General features: G+C 67.7%; 15 protein-coding genes. 11 read left to right on the forward strand and 4 right to left on the reverse strand.

Translation table 11 applies throughout. The features are described 5' to 3' along the window. From raiA to R8F63_05240, 9 genes are all read left to right on the forward strand, one after another. On the forward strand, window positions 1–579 hold the full coding sequence (gene raiA / locus R8F63_05200; protein ID MDW3217992.1) for a ribosome-associated translation inhibitor RaiA: 579 nt from the start codon (window positions 1–3) through the stop codon (window positions 577–579). Window positions 580–635: 56 nt separating this feature from the next. Beyond that, window positions 636–1307: a response regulator transcription factor gene (locus R8F63_05205; GenBank protein ID MDW3217993.1), complete on the forward strand. Its 672-nt coding sequence runs from the start codon at window positions 636–638 to the stop codon at window positions 1305–1307. Between the two features lie 49 nt (window positions 1308–1356). Then, window positions 1357–4074: a preprotein translocase subunit SecA gene (gene secA, locus R8F63_05210; protein ID MDW3217994.1), complete on the forward strand. Its 2718-nt coding sequence runs from the start codon at window positions 1357–1359 to the stop codon at window positions 4072–4074. Window positions 4075–4130: 56 nt separating this feature from the next. Next, window positions 4131–5246, forward strand: a complete 1116-nt coding sequence (prfB, locus tag R8F63_05215; GenBank protein MDW3217995.1) for a peptide chain release factor 2 — start codon at window positions 4131–4133, stop codon at window positions 5244–5246. A gap of 94 nt (window positions 5247–5340) precedes the next feature. Next, on the forward strand, window positions 5341–6018 hold the full coding sequence (gene ftsE, locus R8F63_05220) for a cell division ATP-binding protein FtsE (GenBank protein MDW3217996.1): 678 nt from the start codon (window positions 5341–5343) through the stop codon (window positions 6016–6018). A gap of 9 nt (window positions 6019–6027) precedes the next feature. After that, entirely contained in the window at window positions 6028–6921 is an 894-nt protein-coding gene (locus R8F63_05225) for a permease-like cell division protein FtsX (GenBank protein MDW3217997.1), read from the forward strand. A gap of 19 nt (window positions 6922–6940) precedes the next feature. Further along, window positions 6941–7804: an LLM class flavin-dependent oxidoreductase gene (locus R8F63_05230; protein MDW3217998.1), complete on the forward strand. Its 864-nt coding sequence runs from the start codon at window positions 6941–6943 to the stop codon at window positions 7802–7804. After that, a complete protein-coding gene (locus tag R8F63_05235) occupies window positions 7801–8856 on the forward strand; it encodes a phosphotransferase family protein (protein MDW3217999.1) in 1056 nt (351 codons plus the stop codon). Before R8F63_05230 ends, R8F63_05235 begins: the two co-directional genes overlap by 4 nt. Before the next feature lie 74 nt (window positions 8857–8930). Continuing rightward, window positions 8931–9722, forward strand: a complete 792-nt coding sequence (locus R8F63_05240; protein MDW3218000.1) for an alpha/beta fold hydrolase — start codon at window positions 8931–8933, stop codon at window positions 9720–9722. On the opposite strand, the gene R8F63_05245 is transcribed toward R8F63_05240, so the two are convergent. Then, entirely contained in the window at window positions 9712–11142 is a 1431-nt protein-coding gene (locus tag R8F63_05245; protein ID MDW3218001.1) for an amidohydrolase family protein, read from the reverse strand. The genes R8F63_05240 and R8F63_05245 overlap by 11 nt on opposite strands. Further along, window positions 11139–12167, reverse strand: a complete 1029-nt coding sequence (locus R8F63_05250) for an adenylate/guanylate cyclase domain-containing protein (protein ID MDW3218002.1) — start codon at window positions 12165–12167, stop codon at window positions 11139–11141. Before R8F63_05250 ends, R8F63_05245 begins: the two co-directional genes overlap by 4 nt. A 224-nt stretch (window positions 12168–12391) precedes the next feature. Between R8F63_05250 and R8F63_05255 the strand changes: the two genes are divergently transcribed. Then, window positions 12392–13273 carry an SDR family oxidoreductase gene (locus R8F63_05255; GenBank protein MDW3218003.1) on the forward strand — a complete coding sequence of 294 codons (882 nt, stop codon included), beginning with the start codon at window positions 12392–12394 and terminating at the stop codon, window positions 13271–13273. Window positions 13274–13299: 26 nt separating this feature from the next. Here the strand turns inward: R8F63_05255 and R8F63_05260 are convergent, their stop codons facing one another. Beyond that, window positions 13300–14532: an acyl-CoA dehydrogenase family protein gene (locus R8F63_05260; GenBank protein ID MDW3218004.1), complete on the reverse strand. Its 1233-nt coding sequence runs from the start codon at window positions 14530–14532 to the stop codon at window positions 13300–13302. 121 nt (window positions 14533–14653) lie between these two features. Between R8F63_05260 and R8F63_05265 the strand changes: the two genes are divergently transcribed. Next, window positions 14654–15106 (forward strand): DoxX family protein, encoded by a 453-nt coding sequence (locus R8F63_05265; protein ID MDW3218005.1) that lies wholly within the window; start codon window positions 14654–14656, stop codon window positions 15104–15106. Window positions 15107–15111: 5 nt separating this feature from the next. On the opposite strand, the gene R8F63_05270 is transcribed toward R8F63_05265, so the two are convergent. Then, window positions 15112–16257, reverse strand: a complete 1146-nt coding sequence (locus R8F63_05270) for a pectin acetylesterase-family hydrolase (GenBank protein MDW3218006.1) — start codon at window positions 16255–16257, stop codon at window positions 15112–15114. Between the last annotated feature and the right edge of the window lie 22 nt (window positions 16258–16279).

The raw sequence follows: 16279 nt of genomic DNA on the forward strand, positions 1-16279 counted from the left end.
ATGGATGTCTCCATCAGTGCACGGCATGTGACCATCACGCCGAGACTGGAGGAGGTGATCCACGAGAAGATCGGCCAACTCGACCGGTACCTCGAAGGACTCGACTATGCGGGCGTCCACTTCGAGGAGGCGCAGAACCCCCGGATCGCGGACAAGGAGTTCTGCGAGGTGCACCTGAAGGGGAACGGGCACCATCTGCGCTGCAAGGTGCACGCCCCGGACCCGTTCACCGCGATCGACCTGGCGGAGGCGAAGCTCGAGCGCCAGATCCGCAAGCTCCGCACGAAGATCCAACGGCGTCAACACGGCACGGGTGAGAGCCTCCGCAACGGGGACGTGTCGCCCGCCGCGATGGCGGACGACGCGGGCGAGCCCGAGATCGACGCCGACGAGATGATGCCGGAGATCGTGCGCACGAAGCGGTTCCATCTCGCGCCGCTGACACCCGTGGAGGCCGTCGAGAAGATGGAGGAGCTCGGTCACGGGTTCTTCTTCTTCATCAACCGAGACACCAGCCGCAGCGCCGTCGTCTACAAGCGAGACGACGGCAATGTCGGCCTCATCGACGAAGCCGACTGAGCCCCCGACCTGACGGTCATCCTTCAGGCCGTGCCCGCGGCGGCCGATTGGAACAGGTGATCGGACCGTCCGACGATCTCCGGGTACTCGTGGTCGACGACCATGCGCTGTACCGACGCGGACTGGTGATGGAGCTCGACGAGGCCGATGACCTCGAGGTGATCGCCGAGGCGTCGGACGGCCCCGAGGCGGTCGACGTCGCGATCGCACTCGCGCCCGATGTCATCCTGATGGATGTCCGGATGCCGCAGATGACCGGCGTCGAGGCGTGCCGCAGGATCATCGAGGCGACACCCACGGCGCGCATCCTCATGTTGACGGTCTCCGACGACGGTGACGATCTCATCGACGCCGTGCGGGCCGGCGCCGCCGGTTACCTGCTGAAGGAGACGTCGATCAACGACATCGCCGAGTCGGTGCGACGCGTCGCGGTCGGTCACAGTTTCGTCTCGCCCTCGTTGGCCGGTCGGCTGCTTCAGGAGTTCGCCGCGATGGCGAACCGCCAGGCACCCGTGCTCGTCGACGGACCGCCCGGGATGCTGACGGATCGCGAGGTCGCCGTGCTCGAGGCGATGGCCGCCGGGCGCGACGACGAGGCCATCGCGGTGGTGACGGGTCTGGCCGCGCCGGCCGTGCGCAACCATGTCCGCAACATCCTGGAGAAACTCCAGCTCGCGACCCGCACGGAGGCCGTGATGTTCGCGGTGCGGGGCCGCATCGTCTCGTGACGGGAGCGCCCCCTGACGCCCCGCACGGCTCGGTAGAGTTGCGTGCGACATGAGCATCTTTGATCGAGTTCTGCGCAGCGGCGAAGGAAGGAAGCTGAAGGCCGTCGAGGCCCTCGTGCCCGACATCAACGCGCTCGAACCCGACATGCAGGCGCTGAGCGACGACGCACTGAAGGCGAAGACCGGCGAGTTCCGCTCCCGCCTGGACAACGGCGAGGAGCCCGACGATCTGCTGATCGAGTCGTTCGCCGTCGTCCGCGAAGCCGCTTCGCGTGTGCTCGGCCAGCGCCACTACGACGTCCAGCTGGTCGGCGGCGCCGCCCTGCACCTCGGCTGGGTCGCCGAGATGAAGACCGGGGAGGGCAAGACCCTCACCTCGACCCTGCCGATCTATCTGAACGGTGTGACCGGCAAGGGTGTCCACGTCGTCACGGTCAACGACTATCTCGCCTCGCGTGACGCCGAATGGATGGGGCAGGTCCATCGCTGGATGGGGCTCGACGTCGGCCTCGTGATTCCCGGCAATCGCGACTCGGCCTACAAGCGGGCCCAGTACGCGTGCGACATCACCTACGGCACGAACAACGAGTTCGGCTTCGACTATCTGCGCGACAACATGGCGATGTCCCGCGAGAAGCAGGTGCAGCGGGGTCACCACTACTGCATCGTCGACGAGATCGACTCGATCCTGATCGACGAGGCCCGCACGCCGCTGATCATCTCCGGTCGAGTGGCCGACGCGGCGAAGCTCTACGTGAAGTTCGCCTCGATCGCCCGTGGCCTCCAGCGCGACGTCCACTACGAGGTGGACGAGGAGAAGCGCACCGTCGCGCCGCTCGAAGAGGGTGTCCATGCCGTGGAGCGGTCGCTCGGCGTGGAGAACCTCTACGACCAGGTGTCCGCCAACCTCGTCCATCAGCTCCAGGCGGCCCTGCGGGCCAAGGAGCTGTACAAGAAGGACAAGGACTACATCATCGAGCAGGGGCAGGTGAAGATCGTCGACGAGTTCACCGGCCGTGTTCTCGACGGTCGTCGCTGGTCCGACGGCCTCCATCAGGCGGTGGAGGCGAAGGAGGGCGTGGCGATCAAGGAGGAGAACCAGACCCTCGCCACGATCACGCTCCAGAACTACTACCGCCTCTACGAGCGCCTCGCCGGCATGACCGGTACCGCGGAGACCGAGGCCGCCGAGTTCGTCAGCACCTACGGCCTCCACGTGATCCCGGTGCCCACCCACCGGCCGCTGGCCCGCCGCGACGAGGGCGACCTCATCTACAAGACCGAGGACGCGAAGTTCACCGCGACGATCGACGATCTCGAGGAACGCCACCGCTCCGGGCAACCGGTGCTGGTCGGCACGGTGTCGGTCGAGAAGTCCGAGAAGCTCTCCCGCGAGATGGAGAAGCGGGGCATCCCCCACGAGGTGCTCAACGCCAAGCAGCACACCCGGGAGGCGGAGGTCGTCGCCCAGGCGGGTCGTCTCGGGTCGATCACGGTCGCGACCAACATGGCCGGGCGTGGCGTCGACATCCTGCTCGGCGGCAATCCCGAGGGCCTCGCCGAGCGCGACGTGCGCGCCGAAGGGCTGGACCTCGACAGCGAGGAGGGCCAGAAGCGCTACGAGGAGCGACTCGCCGCCCACACGCTGACCACGGAGGCCGAGAAGCAGAAGGTCCTGGACCTCGGTGGGCTCTACGTCCTCGGCACCGAGCGTCACGAGAGCCGGCGGATCGACAACCAGCTCCGGGGTCGATCCGGCCGCCAGGGCGATCCCGGCGAGAGCCGGTTCTACCTGTCCCTCGAGGACGATCTCATGCGCCTGTTCGCCACCGGCGCCATGAACTGGGTCATGGACCGGGCGCTGCCCGATGACGTGCCGATCGAGGCGAAGATGGTCACCAAGGCCATCGAACGGGCCCAGAACACCGTCGAGGCACGCAACGCGGAGACCCGCAAGAACGTGCTCAAGTACGACGAGGTGATGAACGAGCAGCGCAAGGTGATCTACAAGCGCCGTTCGCAGATCCTCGACGGCGCCGACCTGCGCGACGAGGCGCTCGAGTACCTGTCCGACGCCATCGAAGGGGCCGTCGGCCGCTACTGCGTCAGCGACATCATCGAGGAATGGGATCTCGAGGGACTCGCCACCGAGGTCAGCACGCTCTGGCCCGGCGAGGTCTCGCCGCTCGAGCTCGGTTCGTGTCGCACGATCGACGAGCTGGAGGACCTCCTGTGGCAGGAGGGTGCCTCGCTCTACGAGGAGCGGGAGAAGGAGCTCGGCGAGGACGTCATGCGTCAGGTCGAGCGTCAGGTGATGTTGCGCATCATCGATCAGCGTTGGCGCGAGCACCTCAAGGAGATGGATCTCCTCCGCGAGGGCATCCACCTGCGCGCCATGGGCCAGCGCGACCCCGCCACCGAATGGCAGCGCGAGGGCTTCGACATGTTCGGTCAGATGATGACCGGCATCGCCCTGGACTTCGTGAAGTACGTCATGCACGTGCAGGTCGCCGTGAAGGACGCGCCGCTCCAGGACGAGCAGGCGCTCGACGGCGTCACCGAGCAGAAGCAGGACGCCGCGGCGGGCACCAAGGCGTCGGCGATTCCCGATGCCGGGGCACCGCCGGTCGTGAAGCCGACCGAGAAGGCGAGCAACACGCCGATCGTGAAGTCGGACCTCGAGAAGGTCGGCCGCAACGAGCCCTGCCCCTGCGGCTCCGGCAAGAAGTACAAGGCCTGTCACGGCCGCCCCGGCGCCGCCGGATAGGTTCCTTCCCGAGATGAGACGCCGGGGTCAGAGCCCCGTCCCATCTCCTTCCGACCATGCAGGATTTCACCGACCAGCTCGCCGCAATCCGTGCCCGTCTCGACGAGGCGGCGGGGTATCTCCGCATCGAGGAACTCGAGATGCGCCAGCCCCAGCTGGAGACCGAGGCGTCGCGCCCGGACCTGTGGGACGACCAGGACAAGGCCCGCGCCGTCACCAGTGAGCTCGCGGCGGTCAACGAGGATCTCGAGCTCTTCGGCCGGCTGACCACCGAGGTCGAGGACGTGGAGACCCTGCACGAGATGGCCCGCGAGGAGGGCGACGAGTCCCTCGAGCCCGAGATCGCCCAGGCGGCGGCGTCGCTCGAGACCCACCTCGACGAGCTGGAGATGCGTTCGCTGTTCACCGGCGAGTTCGACGAGCGCGACGCGGTCTGTCAGATCAAGTCCGGCGAGGGCGGCACCGACGCCCAGGACTGGGCCGAGATGCTGATGCGGATGTACAACCGCTGGGCGGACCGGCGGGGTTTCGCGGTCGAGATCACCGCCGTGTCCGAGGGCACCGAAGCGGGGCTCAGCAGCGTGGAGTTCATCCTCAAGGGGCGCCACGCCTACGGATTGATGCAGGCCGAACACGGCGTGCACCGCCTCGTGCGCATCTCCCCGTTCAACAACGAGGGCAAGCGCCAGACCGCCTTCGCCGCCGTGCAGGTCGCCCCGTTCTTCGAGGAGGTCTCGGATGAGATCGACATCGACGAGAAGGAGCTGCGCATCGACACCTACCGCTCGTCGGGCGCCGGCGGTCAGCACGTCAACGTGACCGACTCCGCCGTGCGGATCACCCATCTGCCCACCGGCCTCGTCACGAGCTGCCAGAACGAGCGCAGCCAGCACCAGAACAAGGACCGCGCCATGCAGATGATGGCCGCCAAACTCCTCGATCTGGAGCGCAAGAAGCGCGAGGACGAGATCGCCGGCATCACCGGTGAACAGCAGAACGTGGGCTTCGGCAGCCAGATCCGCAGCTATGTCATGCAGCCGTACCAGATGGTGAAGGATCTGCGCACCGAACACGAGACCGCCCAGGTCGAGCAGGTGCTCGGCGGCGAGGTCGAGCCCTTCATGGAGGCATGGCTGCGGTGGACCCGCGCCCAGGCCGAAGCCGCGTCCTGACGGTGGCCGCCGTCGCGGGGGGAGTGCCGCTGCATCACCGCCTCGCGCTGCTACCGTTCTGCCTTCGGGCGGCCCGTTTGTCTCAGGATCGTGGATGATCAAACTCGAGAACGTCACGAAGGTGTACAAGGGCGACGTCGTCGCGGTTCGTGATGCCACCGTCGACATCGGCAAGGGGGAGTTCGTCTTCCTCGTCGGTCAGTCCGGCTCCGGCAAGTCGACCTTCATTCGACTGCTGAACCGGGAGGAATCGCCCGAGCACGGCACGATCTTCGTCGCCGGCAAGGACATCAGCAGCCTCGGCGCCTGGAAGGTGCCGTATCTGCGTCGGAACATCGGCTACATCTTCCAGGACTTCAAACTCCTGCCGAAGAAGACCGTCGCCGAGAACGTGGCGTTCGCCCTCGAGGTGATCGGCAAGCCCCGCCACGTCATCCGCAAGCAGGTGCCGGCGATCCTCGAGCTCGTGGGTCTCGCGGCGAAGGTCGACAACTACCCCAGCGAGCTCTCCGGCGGCGAACAGCAGCGGGTGTCGATCGCCCGGGCGTTCGTCAACCGTCCGCTGATCCTCCTGGCCGACGAGCCCACCGGCAACCTCGATCCCCAGACCTCGGTCGGGATCATGAAGTTGCTGGACCGCATCAACCGCACCGGCACGACCGTGGTCATGGCGACTCACGACCGCGGCATCGTCGACACGATGCGCCGCCGTGTCATCGAACTGGACCGGGGTGCGATCGTTCGCGATCAGGCCCGCGGCGTCTACGAGTAGGGCAGCGGCATGGCGATCAGTCCCATCTACGCGCTGCGCGAGACCGGCCAGAACCTCTGGCGCAACTTCATGCTGTCCTTCGCGACGATCATCACGATCGGTGTGTCGCTCTGGCTCTTCGGCGGCTTCTTCCTCTTCAACTACGCGGTCGACAACGCCACCGCCCGCTGGGAGGGTGGCATCGAGTTCGTCGTGTGGATGGATCCCGAAGCGTCCGCGGATCAGGACGCCAACATCCGCAACAGCCTCGACAGTCCGGCGATCGCCAGCTGGACCTACATCGATCAGGAGGAGACGTTCGAGGAGTTCAAGGAGCTCTTCGCCGACACCCCCGAGATGATCGACGTGGTCACCCCCGAGATCCTGCCGCCGTCGTACCGCGTCGTGCCGTCCAATCCCGACGCCGATGTCGTACAGGAGCTGGTCACCCAGTTCGACGACAGACCGGGCGTGCGTGACGTGGTGTCGGCGGACAAGACGATCCGTCAGATCCAGCAACAGGCGGACGAGATCGGCCAGGTGTTCCTGGTCGGCTCGATCATCCTGCTCGTCGCGGCGACGCTGCTGATCCTCACGAACGTGGTGAGCGCGATCCGCAGCCGCGGCGCGGAGATCGAGATCATGAAGGTGGTCGGCGCGACCAACTGGTTCATCCGTATCCCGTTCATGTTGGAGGGATTGGCGCAGGCGGTGTTCGGCGCGCTCGGCGCGTGGGTCGGTCTCTACTTCCTGAACAACAACGTGATCGAAGGGCTCGGCGACGGTGATGCGCTCGAGTTGATGCAGGGGTTCCGCGTGAGCGACAACGAATTCCTGTCGACCAGTCTGCTCGTCCTCGGGATCGCAGTCGTCGTGTCGGGTATCGGCTCGATGGTCGCCGTGACCCGCTACCTCGACGCCTGAGTCCACCATGGACATCTCGATGACCCTTCCGACCATGGCGTCGGGACTCGACCGCGCCCTGACCAACGAGTGGTGCGCGGCCATCGACGAGGGACCGTTCCGCTCGCTGGCGATCGGGGAGCGCATCGCGTTCGACAACCTCGAGCTGCACACGACGCTGTCGTATGCCGCCGCTCGAACCGAACGGGTCCGCCTCGCGCCGACCCTCGTGATCCTGCCGATGCATCCCGTGGCGCTGATGGCGAAGAAGCTCGCGACGCTCGACGTGCTGTCCGGCGGCCGGGTGGATGTGGTGGTCGGGGTCGGAGGTCGCGACCAGGATTATCGGGCGGCCGAACGATCGTTCGCGAAGCGCCATCAACGCCTGGACGATCAGGTCGCCGAGCTCCGGCGGCTCTGGTCCGGCGGCGAGATAGGGGAAGGCGACCCGCCGATCGGGCCGGCGTGTGTCCAGCCGGGCGGGCCCCCGATCCATGCCGGCGCGCTCGGACCGTTGTCGATGGCCCGGGCCGCGCAGTGGGCGGCCGGCAACATGGGTTTCACGCTCGGGCCCAACACCGAGGACCACGCGGCGACCTTCGGCGCCGTGCGCGACGCGTGGACCGCCGCGGGACGCACAGAACCCCCGCGTCTGAGCACGAGCTTCTTCTACAGCCTCGATCCGAACGCCGAGCAGGTGCTGCACGACTACGCCTACCGATACCTGCAGGTCTTCGGCCACGAGGCCGCCGAGATGATGGCGGCGATGACCACGGCGGCCGGCCCGCGTGCCGTGGCGGACGCACTCGACCGGCTCGAAGCAGCCGGCTGCGACGAGGTCTACCTCGTCCCCACCACCACGAATCCGGCCCACGTCGAGCAGGTCGCGAGTCTTCGGGGATGACGGAGGACCGCCCGAACCCCGTCGACCCGAGCGTTGTCGACCCCGACGTCCTCGCCGGATGGATGGACGACCGCGGCCTGGGCGACGGGCCACTGGAGGACCTCACCCCGCTCGCCGGCGGAACCCAGAACCTGCTTCTGCGGTTCGTTCGCGCGGGGCGTACGTTCGTGCTGCGTCGTCCCCCCGAACACAAGCGCAAGAACAGTGACGAGACGATGCGGCGCGAGGCGCGGGTGCTCGCCGCGCTGGCCGGGTCCGACGTGCCGCACCCGGGTCTGATCGCGGCCGAGTCGGATGTCGACGTCCTCGGTGCCGCGTTCTACCTGATGGAGCCGGTGGACGGCTTCACGCCGACGGCCGGCCTGCCCCCGTATCACGCCGGCGATCCGGCGGTCCGGCGGGCGATGGGATTCTCCTTGGCCGACGCAGCCGCCGCGTTGGGGCGCGTCGACCATGCCGCGGTCGGCCTCGACGGGTTCGGCAAGCCCGAGGGCTACCTCGAGCGGCAGGTGCCTCGTTGGCGCTCCCAGCTCGACTCCTACGCCGAGCTGGGCGGCGCCTGGGTGCCCGACATCCCCGGCCTCGACGCGGTCGGGGAGTGGCTCGATGCCAACCGACCGGCGACGTTCGAGCCCGGCGTGATCCACGGCGACTACCACCTCGGCAACGTGATGTACCGCCACGACGCACCGGACCTGGCGGCGGTGGTGGATTGGGAGCTCGCGACGATCGGCGACCCCTTGATCGACCTCGGCCTGATCGTCGCCTTCTGGCCGGAGGAAGGGCGCCCGGCCACGGCGGTGAGCGTGACGCCGTGGGATGGCTTCCCCACCGTCGACGAGATGGTTGCCCGCTACGGGGAGGGATCGTCGCGCGATCTCTCCGCGGTGAACTGGTACGGCGTGCTCGCCTGCTACAAGACGGGCATCATCCTGGAGGGCACCCATGCCCGGGCGATGGCCGGAAAGGCACCTGAGGCCGTCGGCGACATGCTGCACGCGACGACGGTCGGTCTCTTCGAGAAGGCGCAGGTCATCATCGGCCGGAGCTGATCCGCCACGCGGCGCGCCCATGTGTCGCAGCCCGACGACCGCGCGCTAGTGTCGTCAGTGGTTCAGGAGGTGCGATGAGTCCTCGGCGGGAGGTCTCTGCAGCGGACGGAAGCCGAATCTCCTATGAAGTGGCGGGAGTCGGTCCGTATCTGCTGATAGTTCCGGCATTGCTCCAGTCCGCCGCGCTCTGGCGTGAGATGGGCTACGTCGACCGCTTGGCCACCGATCATCGCGTCATCGTCATGGACCCGCTCGGGCACGGCGAGAGCGACCGGCCACACGATCCCGCGGTGTACGGCGTCGAGCAGGCGGTCGGCCACGTCATCGCCGTACTCGAGAACGAGGGCATCGAGCGGGCCACCTTGTGGGGGTTCGGGGCCGGCGCCGAGACGGTCGTCGACACCGCCCGCCGGCGCCCGGATGTCGTCGATGCGGTCGTGATCGGTGGGACGTTTCTCGGCGACTTCGCCGAGGGAATGCGCGAGATCGGCGGCGACCTCACCGAATTGACCGACAAATGTGCGTCCGCACTCGAGGCCGGCGACTGGGATGCCTACTTCGCGCTCATGCAGGATCCGGTGCCCCTCGACGTGCGACGGGACCGTGCGGACGCGAACGACCCCGCCGCGATCGCCGCCGTTCTGCGGAGCGACCTGCGCCGGGCGCGGGGGTTTCTCAAGCCGTCCGTCCCCACGTTCGCCTACTGGGCCGAGGACGCGTTCATCCACCCTCACAACCGGGAGTTGGTCGAGCGCCTGCCGATCGAGTGGATGGTCGTGCCCGGCTTGGTCTCCGACGCACCGGAACTCGTGGACGCCGTGGTCACCCGCGTGCGTCGTTTCCTCGAGTCCGCCGTCAGGTCGTGACCCGCGCGGCGTCCGCCGCGACCACCGTTCCCGCGAAGAAGTCCGGATTGCCGGCGGTGAAGAGGCGGACCGGGTCGTCGAACACGAAGGCGCGGAAGTCGTCGGCGTCGAGAAGACCGTCCTCCACCAACTCGAACGCTTCGGGGAGGACGCCGGTGAAGTCGGGCACGTCCCAATGGCCGATGTCGCTCGCGAAGATCGCCCGCAGCCGAACCCCCGCGGGCACGAGGTGGCGCTGGTAGGCGAGTGCGTTCATCGGGTCGTCCGCCTCACACCCGAAGTAGAACCGGTCGCGGAACAGTTCGATGATGTCGTCCGGTGATCGGATCCCGCTCTCCGCCCACTCGTCGAGCGTGTCCTGGTCCTCGTCCGGATCGGAGAGCATCTGGAGCGCATAGTCCAGCCGCTCGATCCGGCTCGTGACCTCGTCGGCCCCGTGGGCGGCCAGGAGGCGCTCGAGATCCGTTCGGTCGAGGGCGGCGGGGTTGTAGTGCTGGATCGCCTCGCCGTTGCGCTTCTCGTAGTGCCCGAGCGCGTCACCGAGGAAGTTCGCGCCCCAGGCGACGCCACCTTCGAGAAACGCCCACCGCAGGTCCGGAAAGCGCATCGGGGCCCCGCCCAGGAGCAGTGAGCGCAGGGCGGCCTCGCCGGCGGCGGCGAAGTTGCCGATGTGGTTGTGGACGTAGTTGGTCCGTGACATACGAGAGCCCCAGCCCTGGCCGCCGGCGTGAAACGTCGGGCAGACACCGAGCTCCGCACACCGTTTCCACACGGGGTCGTAGTCGTACGCACTGTCGTGGCCGACGCCGTTCATGTAGCGCGCCCCGCGGATGTTCTCGGCTCCCGGCAGCGGGCGCGGGATGACGCCGGCGAGCATCACCGCCTTGAGTCCGAGCTCGCCGACCGCGTGGTCGAGTTCGTCGATGGCCTCCTCCGGGGTGAACATCGGGATCGCGGCGACCGGGATCAGCCGGTCGCCGACATCGGCGTGGGCCTGCGCCATGTAGATGTTGAACGCCCGCGCCATCGCTTGGCGCAGCTCGTCGTCCGCGAACGCCGTCACCGTGAGCCCGTAGGTGGGGTAGAGCACCGCGACGTCGATCCCGAGTTCGTCGAGTCGGGAGCGGAGCAACCGCGGCAGCATCGCCGTCGCCCGATCGAGGGTGTTGCGGGCGGGCACGGCCCACCAGGCGGTCCGGGTCACGCCGGCCTGTCGCCGCAGCTCGGTGGGGACCTGGCGAACGACCGGAGCGGAGCCGACCATCTGGTCGAACCGGCCGGCCACGTCCTCGCCCGCGATGTCGACGACGAGATCGCGGACCCACGGCAGGTACTCGATCACGTGGCCGTCGGTGTCGATGACGGGATGGTCGAGCTGGTCGCGGATCGCCTGCACGGCGTCGCCCGGCGAGGCGGTCATGTGAGCTCGCTCGTGAGGAGCGTGTGAACCCGGATCGGCTCGTCGAATCCCTTGAGCATCCGGCGGCCGGCGGCCTCGCTCGCGACGACCTGGGCGACCGCGTCGTCGACGAGCACCTCGCCCGGCACGGCCGCGTCGGTGAGTCGGGCGGCGAGGTTCACCACGGGGCCGAAGTAGTCGCCATGGATGTTGATCAGCTCGCCGAAGGCCAGGCCGCCACGGGGAACGACGCCGTCGTCGTCGAGTGACGCGATCATGCCGCTCACGAACCGCGCCGCGTCGGCGGGGTCGACGGCGACGATCATGACCTCGTCGCCGATCAGTTTCACGATCCGGGCGCGATGGTCATGGGCGAGCTCATGGGCGCGGGACTCGAATGCCTTCACGAATACGACCAGCTCCTCCACGTCGAGCTCCTGGCTGAGCGAGGTGAAGCCGACGAGGTCGAGGAACCCGACGGCGAGGGTGACCTGCTCTCGGTGCGTTGAGCTCTGGGTCCGCCGTTGGACCTGGGCGGTCTGGCGGAGGTGGTGGCGGAAGGCGGCGGCGAGGAGTTGACTCAGCTCGAGGCCGAGTTCGGCGATGTAGGCGTTGAGGCGGGCGTTCTCGACATAGTTCGCGGTACGCCGCTCCGGGCCCTGCACATGACCGGCAACCGAGGCTTCCGCGATGCTGGACAGCGCGGTACCCGCGACGTGGAGGATCTCGCGGCCTTCCGCTTCGTTGAACACGTCGGCGACTGCGGTCGCCAGGAATCGTGCGAGGTCGACGTCCTCCCTACAGAACATCACGGCGTCGGGGTCGTGGACGATGATGCCGAGGTGACGGAAGCCGTCGGCGACGTCGGCGACCTCCTGGCCGAGCTCGGTGGCGAGCTGGCGGAGGGAGAACTCGTCGTCGCGGGCGATCACGACGTCCGACGCCATCGCGGAGGCATCAGCGAGGCTCTCGGGCACCTCGGCCTCGGGTACGCCCAGCTCGCCGAGTACCTCGATCATCTCCCGGCGTTGGTCGGCCTCGCTCATCGGCACGACGGTACTCGTCCGCCCGGCGCCCCCGCGTACCGACGTTCCCTCAACCTCGCGCCGGGCGCGCCGATGGAGAGGGAACAACCCCTCCAGGTTGACTGCGCCGCCGGATCCGATCTCCTTCGGGCCGGCGGCGCAACGTCGTTCCGGGGACAGGGAACGAGCGCTTGCCCAGCAACCCGGACTCGCTCGGCGGCGACGCATCGGCTGTACTCGCGCCCATGACGTGGAACATCGAAGGCAAGCGGGTGCTGGTCACGGGCGGCACCACCGGCATCGGCCGGGCGACCGTGGCGGCGCTCGCCGCGGGCGGTGCCGAGGTCGTGTTCACCGCCCGCAAGCCCGCGGCCGGCGACGAGGTGGTCGCCGAGGTCGAGGCGGGCTCGCCGGACGCGGTCGTCAGCCATCGTCGGCTCGATCTCGACGATCTGGCCGCGGTCCGTGCCTTCGCCACGCAGTTCGCCGCCGACTTCGATCGGCTGGACGTGCTCATCAACAATGCGGGTGTCGTCCTGACCGAGCGTCGCCTCACCGCCGACGGCCACGAGTTCACGTTCGGGGTGAACCACCTCGGCCACTTCCAGCTCGTGCAGTCGCTGCTCCCGTTGCTGGAGGCCTCGGCGCCGGCGCGGATCGTGATCGTGGCGTCCGACGCGCATCAGTTCACCAAGGGGCTGGACTTCGACGACCTGATGGCTTCCTCGGGCCGGTTCGGTGCCGCCCGGGGGATGGCGGTCTACTCCCGCTCCAAGCTGGCCAACATGCTGCACACCCACGAGCTCGCGAAGCGGTTGCCTGCCGATCGGGTGACCGTGAACTGCGTGCACCCCGGCGCGGTGCGGACGAGGCTGGGACGCGACACCGAGGCATCACGGCTGAGCAATGTCGTGTGGCCGCTGGTGAACCGGTTCTTCCTGACGCCGGAGAAGGGCGCCCGCACGTCCGTCTGGGCGGCGACCGATCCCGAGCTCGAGGGCGTCACCGGCGAGTACTTCGTCAAGTCCCGGATCAAGAAGCCCCGCAAGACCGCGCGAGACGACGCGGCGGCCGCCCGCCTCTGGACGATCTCCGAAGACCTCGTCCGCGCTTCAACTGGGGTCTGACCCCCGCTTCTCCCGAGGCGCTCGGGCTAGTCCGCCGACTTCTGGGTGCCGACCTTCAGGTCCTTGAAGGGCACACCCTTGTCGACGCTGATGTCGCGGGGGAGACCCAGCACGCGGTCACCGATGATGTTCTTCTGGATCTCGTTGGTGCCGCCGGCGATGCCGCCCTGGAGGCCGGTGAGCGCGGCACGTTGCCAACCGCCGCCGTGGTCGCCTTCCCAGGCGACGCCGGATGCGCCGACGATCTCCATCGAGACGTCACGCACCTCGTTCATGATGAGCGTGCTGAAGAGCTTGCCGATCGAACCGCCGGGGCCGGGCGTCTTGCCTGCCTGCATCTCGGCGCGGGTCCGCATGGAGACCATGGAGTGGCAGGTCTCCTTGATGTAGATCTTCATCAGCTTCTGGCGGAGGGTGGGGTTGTCGATGAGGCCACGCTTCTTCGCCTCCTCGATGAGCGAGTCGGCCCGCTCGTGCTTGATGCCGGCGGTCGCGCCCGAGCCGATCGCGACCCGTTCGTACATGAGCATCGCGGTGGCCATGTTCCAGCCGTTGTTGAGATCGCCGAGGAGATTCTCGGCCGGAATGCTCACGTCGGTGAAGAAGATCTCGTTGAAGTGGCTGCCGCCGTCGATCTGGTGGATCGGACGGACCTCGACGCCCTCGGCGTCCATCGGCACGATGAACATCGAGATGCCGGCGTGCTTGGGAACCTCCGGGTCGGTCCGGGCGATGACGACGCCGTAGTCGCTGACGTGCGCGAGGGTGGTCCACACCTTCTGGCCGTTGAGGACCCACGTGTCGCCGTCGCGCACCGCTCTCGTCTGCAGGGAAGCGACGTCGGAGCCCGCGCCCGGCTCGGAGAACATCTGGCACCAGATCTTGTCGCCGGAAATGTTGTCGGCGAGGTAGGCGCGCTTCTGGTCGTCGGTTCCGTACTCGGCGAGCATCGGCAAACACATGCCGTGGGAGATCGTGAACTCGAACGTCATGTTCGGGTAGTTGGCGTATTCCTCACGCCACCAGCGCTCGTGGTCCTTCGTGAGCCCGGCGCCGCCGAACTCCTTCGGGTAGGTGAGGCCGGCGAGCCCGGCCTCGTAGAGCGCGGACTGGAACGCCTTGCCGGCTGCGAGCCGCTTGAGGCCGCCCGAATCGCCGTCGCCGTCGAGCTGGATCCCGGTGGCGTGCTCGTTCAGGAACTCCCGGCATCGGGCACGGAACTCCTCTTCGGTCAGGTCGGCAATGGCGGCGTCGGACATCTCGTCTCCACGGAAGTTAGCGATCGTTCACCACGCTATCCGCAGGTGTCGGAGCGGGGCGAGTCCGCGTCACGGGTGATCCCCGAGTGAAAGACTTCGGTCAGCGACGAAAGGGGATCTCATGGAGATCGTGCTACTACTCGGAAGAATTGTGTTCTCGGTCATCTTCATCGGCAGCGGGATCGGCCAGTTGGCCGACGAGGAGAGCACCACGGCGACAGCCGCGGGGGCCGGCCTCCCCAACGCCAAGCTGATGGGTCAGATCAGTGGGGTCTGCTTCGGGCTCGGCGGCATCGCCATCGCGCTCGGCATCTTCACCGATCTCGCCTTCCTCCTGACGGGCGTGCTGGTGATGATCGCGGCCTTCACGGTCCATCCGTTCTGGAAAATGGAGGGCGAGGCGCAGATGATGCAGATGCCGAACTTCATGAAGAACCTGACGATCTTCGGTGGCTGTCTGATGGGCTTCGCGTTCTACTCGACCTTCGGCGCCTACGAAGGGTTCGCCGACGGATACCAGATCGTCGGCTCGCTCTTCGAGTTCGACTTCAACGACGTCATCAAGGCGCCGTAGCCGGCTCAGCTCTCGGCGCCGTCGCCGCACTCGGTGCAGTGGACGTCGCCGGGGGCGCCACCCTCGACGAACTCGGTGAGCCAGTCGATGAACGCGACGCCTTCCACGGTCTCGGTGTAGACGTCCGGCCGTCCCAGAATCGTGTGGGAGTCGCCCGGCGCGACATAGACCTGGAGGTCGACCCCGTCGTCCTCGACGAGCGCCTCGTTGAAGTCGAGGACCTCCAGGAGGCCCCCTTCGAGTCCCGCCATCGCGGAGAAGCTGACCTGCACGTTGTCGAACGCGTTGTCGAAGCGGGCCATGCGTAGATCCGGATCGTGGACGCCGGCGAACCGGAAGAGATCGGGGATGCCCCACTCCTCGGGCGCGATGTCGGCGACGACCGGCCAGTCTGGGATGTTGTTCGTCGAGCCCCAGAGGTTGCCGATGAACTGATTCTGCAGCGGACTCGTGGCGTAGCCGCCCGACGCATCGGCGAGCACCGCGATGTCCGTCCCCTCACTCATGCGATCCGACGCGAGTCCGCCGAACAGGGGAGCGGGCACACCGCCGGCGCTCGAGCCGGTCACGAGGAGCTGCGACGCGTCGCCGTAGTTCTCGACGACGTGGTCGAGGCCGTGCATCGCATTCTCGAACCCGTTGTGCTCGATTGTGAGCTCGCCGTAGGTGGTGGTCGCGTCGCCCAGGAACACATCGCCCGAGCAGTAGGGCACGAACACGACCGTCCAATCGGCCAGCGGATTGAGGGGGTTGTCGTAGTCGAAGATGCCGTTGCCGTCGTCGCCCGGGTGATCGTCCTCACCGGTGGTCACCTTGTAGGTGCCGTTCTCGAAGTCACACATCTGCTCGGTGAAGCAGGCGCCGCCACCCTGGAAGTAGAGCATCACCTTGTCGGGGTCCGCCGCCCGGGTGTGGATGTAGTACTCGCTGCCGTCGGCACACATGCACTCCGGCCCGGCGAGGTGCGACACCCACTCCGGGGCCGGTGCCTCGGTCGTACTGGTCGTCGCCGGTGCCTCGGTGGTGCTCGTCGTTGCCGGTGCCTCGGTGGTGGTCGTCGTCGGGTCCGCGGCTTCGTTCGCGTCGTCACCGCACGCGGCGGCGAACAGGGCGAGGACTCCGAGCAGGGCAACGATGCGGCGACGGTTCATGGCAGGTCTCCCGGTTGACGGC

Source organism: Acidimicrobiales bacterium (assembly GCA_033344915.1).
In the GTDB taxonomy this organism is placed as follows: Bacteria; Actinomycetota; Acidimicrobiia; order Acidimicrobiales; family Aldehydirespiratoraceae; genus JAJRXC01.

Excerpts from the sequence above, each read along its gene's own strand:
- raiA (MDW3217992.1), top strand. The coding sequence starts at position 1 with ATGGATGTCTCCATCAGTGCACGGCATGTGACCATCACGCCGAGACTG.
- secA (MDW3217994.1), top strand. The coding sequence starts at position 1,357 with ATGAGCATCTTTGATCGAGTTCTGCGCAGCGGCGAAGGAAGGAAGCTG.
- prfB (MDW3217995.1), top strand. The coding sequence starts at position 4,131 with ATGCAGGATTTCACCGACCAGCTCGCCGCAATCCGTGCCCGTCTCGAC.
- ftsE (MDW3217996.1), top strand. The coding sequence starts at position 5,341 with ATGATCAAACTCGAGAACGTCACGAAGGTGTACAAGGGCGACGTCGTC.
- R8F63_05225 (MDW3217997.1), top strand. The coding sequence starts at position 6,028 with ATGGCGATCAGTCCCATCTACGCGCTGCGCGAGACCGGCCAGAACCTC.
- R8F63_05230 (MDW3217998.1), top strand. The coding sequence starts at position 6,941 with ATGACCCTTCCGACCATGGCGTCGGGACTCGACCGCGCCCTGACCAAC.
- R8F63_05235 (MDW3217999.1), top strand. The coding sequence starts at position 7,801 with ATGACGGAGGACCGCCCGAACCCCGTCGACCCGAGCGTTGTCGACCCC.
- R8F63_05240 (MDW3218000.1), top strand. The coding sequence starts at position 8,931 with ATGAGTCCTCGGCGGGAGGTCTCTGCAGCGGACGGAAGCCGAATCTCC.
- R8F63_05245 (MDW3218001.1), bottom strand. The coding sequence starts at position 11,142 with ATGACCGCCTCGCCGGGCGACGCCGTGCAGGCGATCCGCGACCAGCTC.
- R8F63_05250 (MDW3218002.1), bottom strand. The coding sequence starts at position 12,167 with ATGAGCGAGGCCGACCAACGCCGGGAGATGATCGAGGTACTCGGCGAG.
- R8F63_05255 (MDW3218003.1), top strand. The coding sequence starts at position 12,392 with ATGACGTGGAACATCGAAGGCAAGCGGGTGCTGGTCACGGGCGGCACC.
- R8F63_05260 (MDW3218004.1), bottom strand. The coding sequence starts at position 14,532 with ATGTCCGACGCCGCCATTGCCGACCTGACCGAAGAGGAGTTCCGTGCC.
- R8F63_05265 (MDW3218005.1), top strand. The coding sequence starts at position 14,654 with ATGGAGATCGTGCTACTACTCGGAAGAATTGTGTTCTCGGTCATCTTC.
- R8F63_05270 (MDW3218006.1), bottom strand. The coding sequence starts at position 16,257 with ATGAACCGTCGCCGCATCGTTGCCCTGCTCGGAGTCCTCGCCCTGTTC.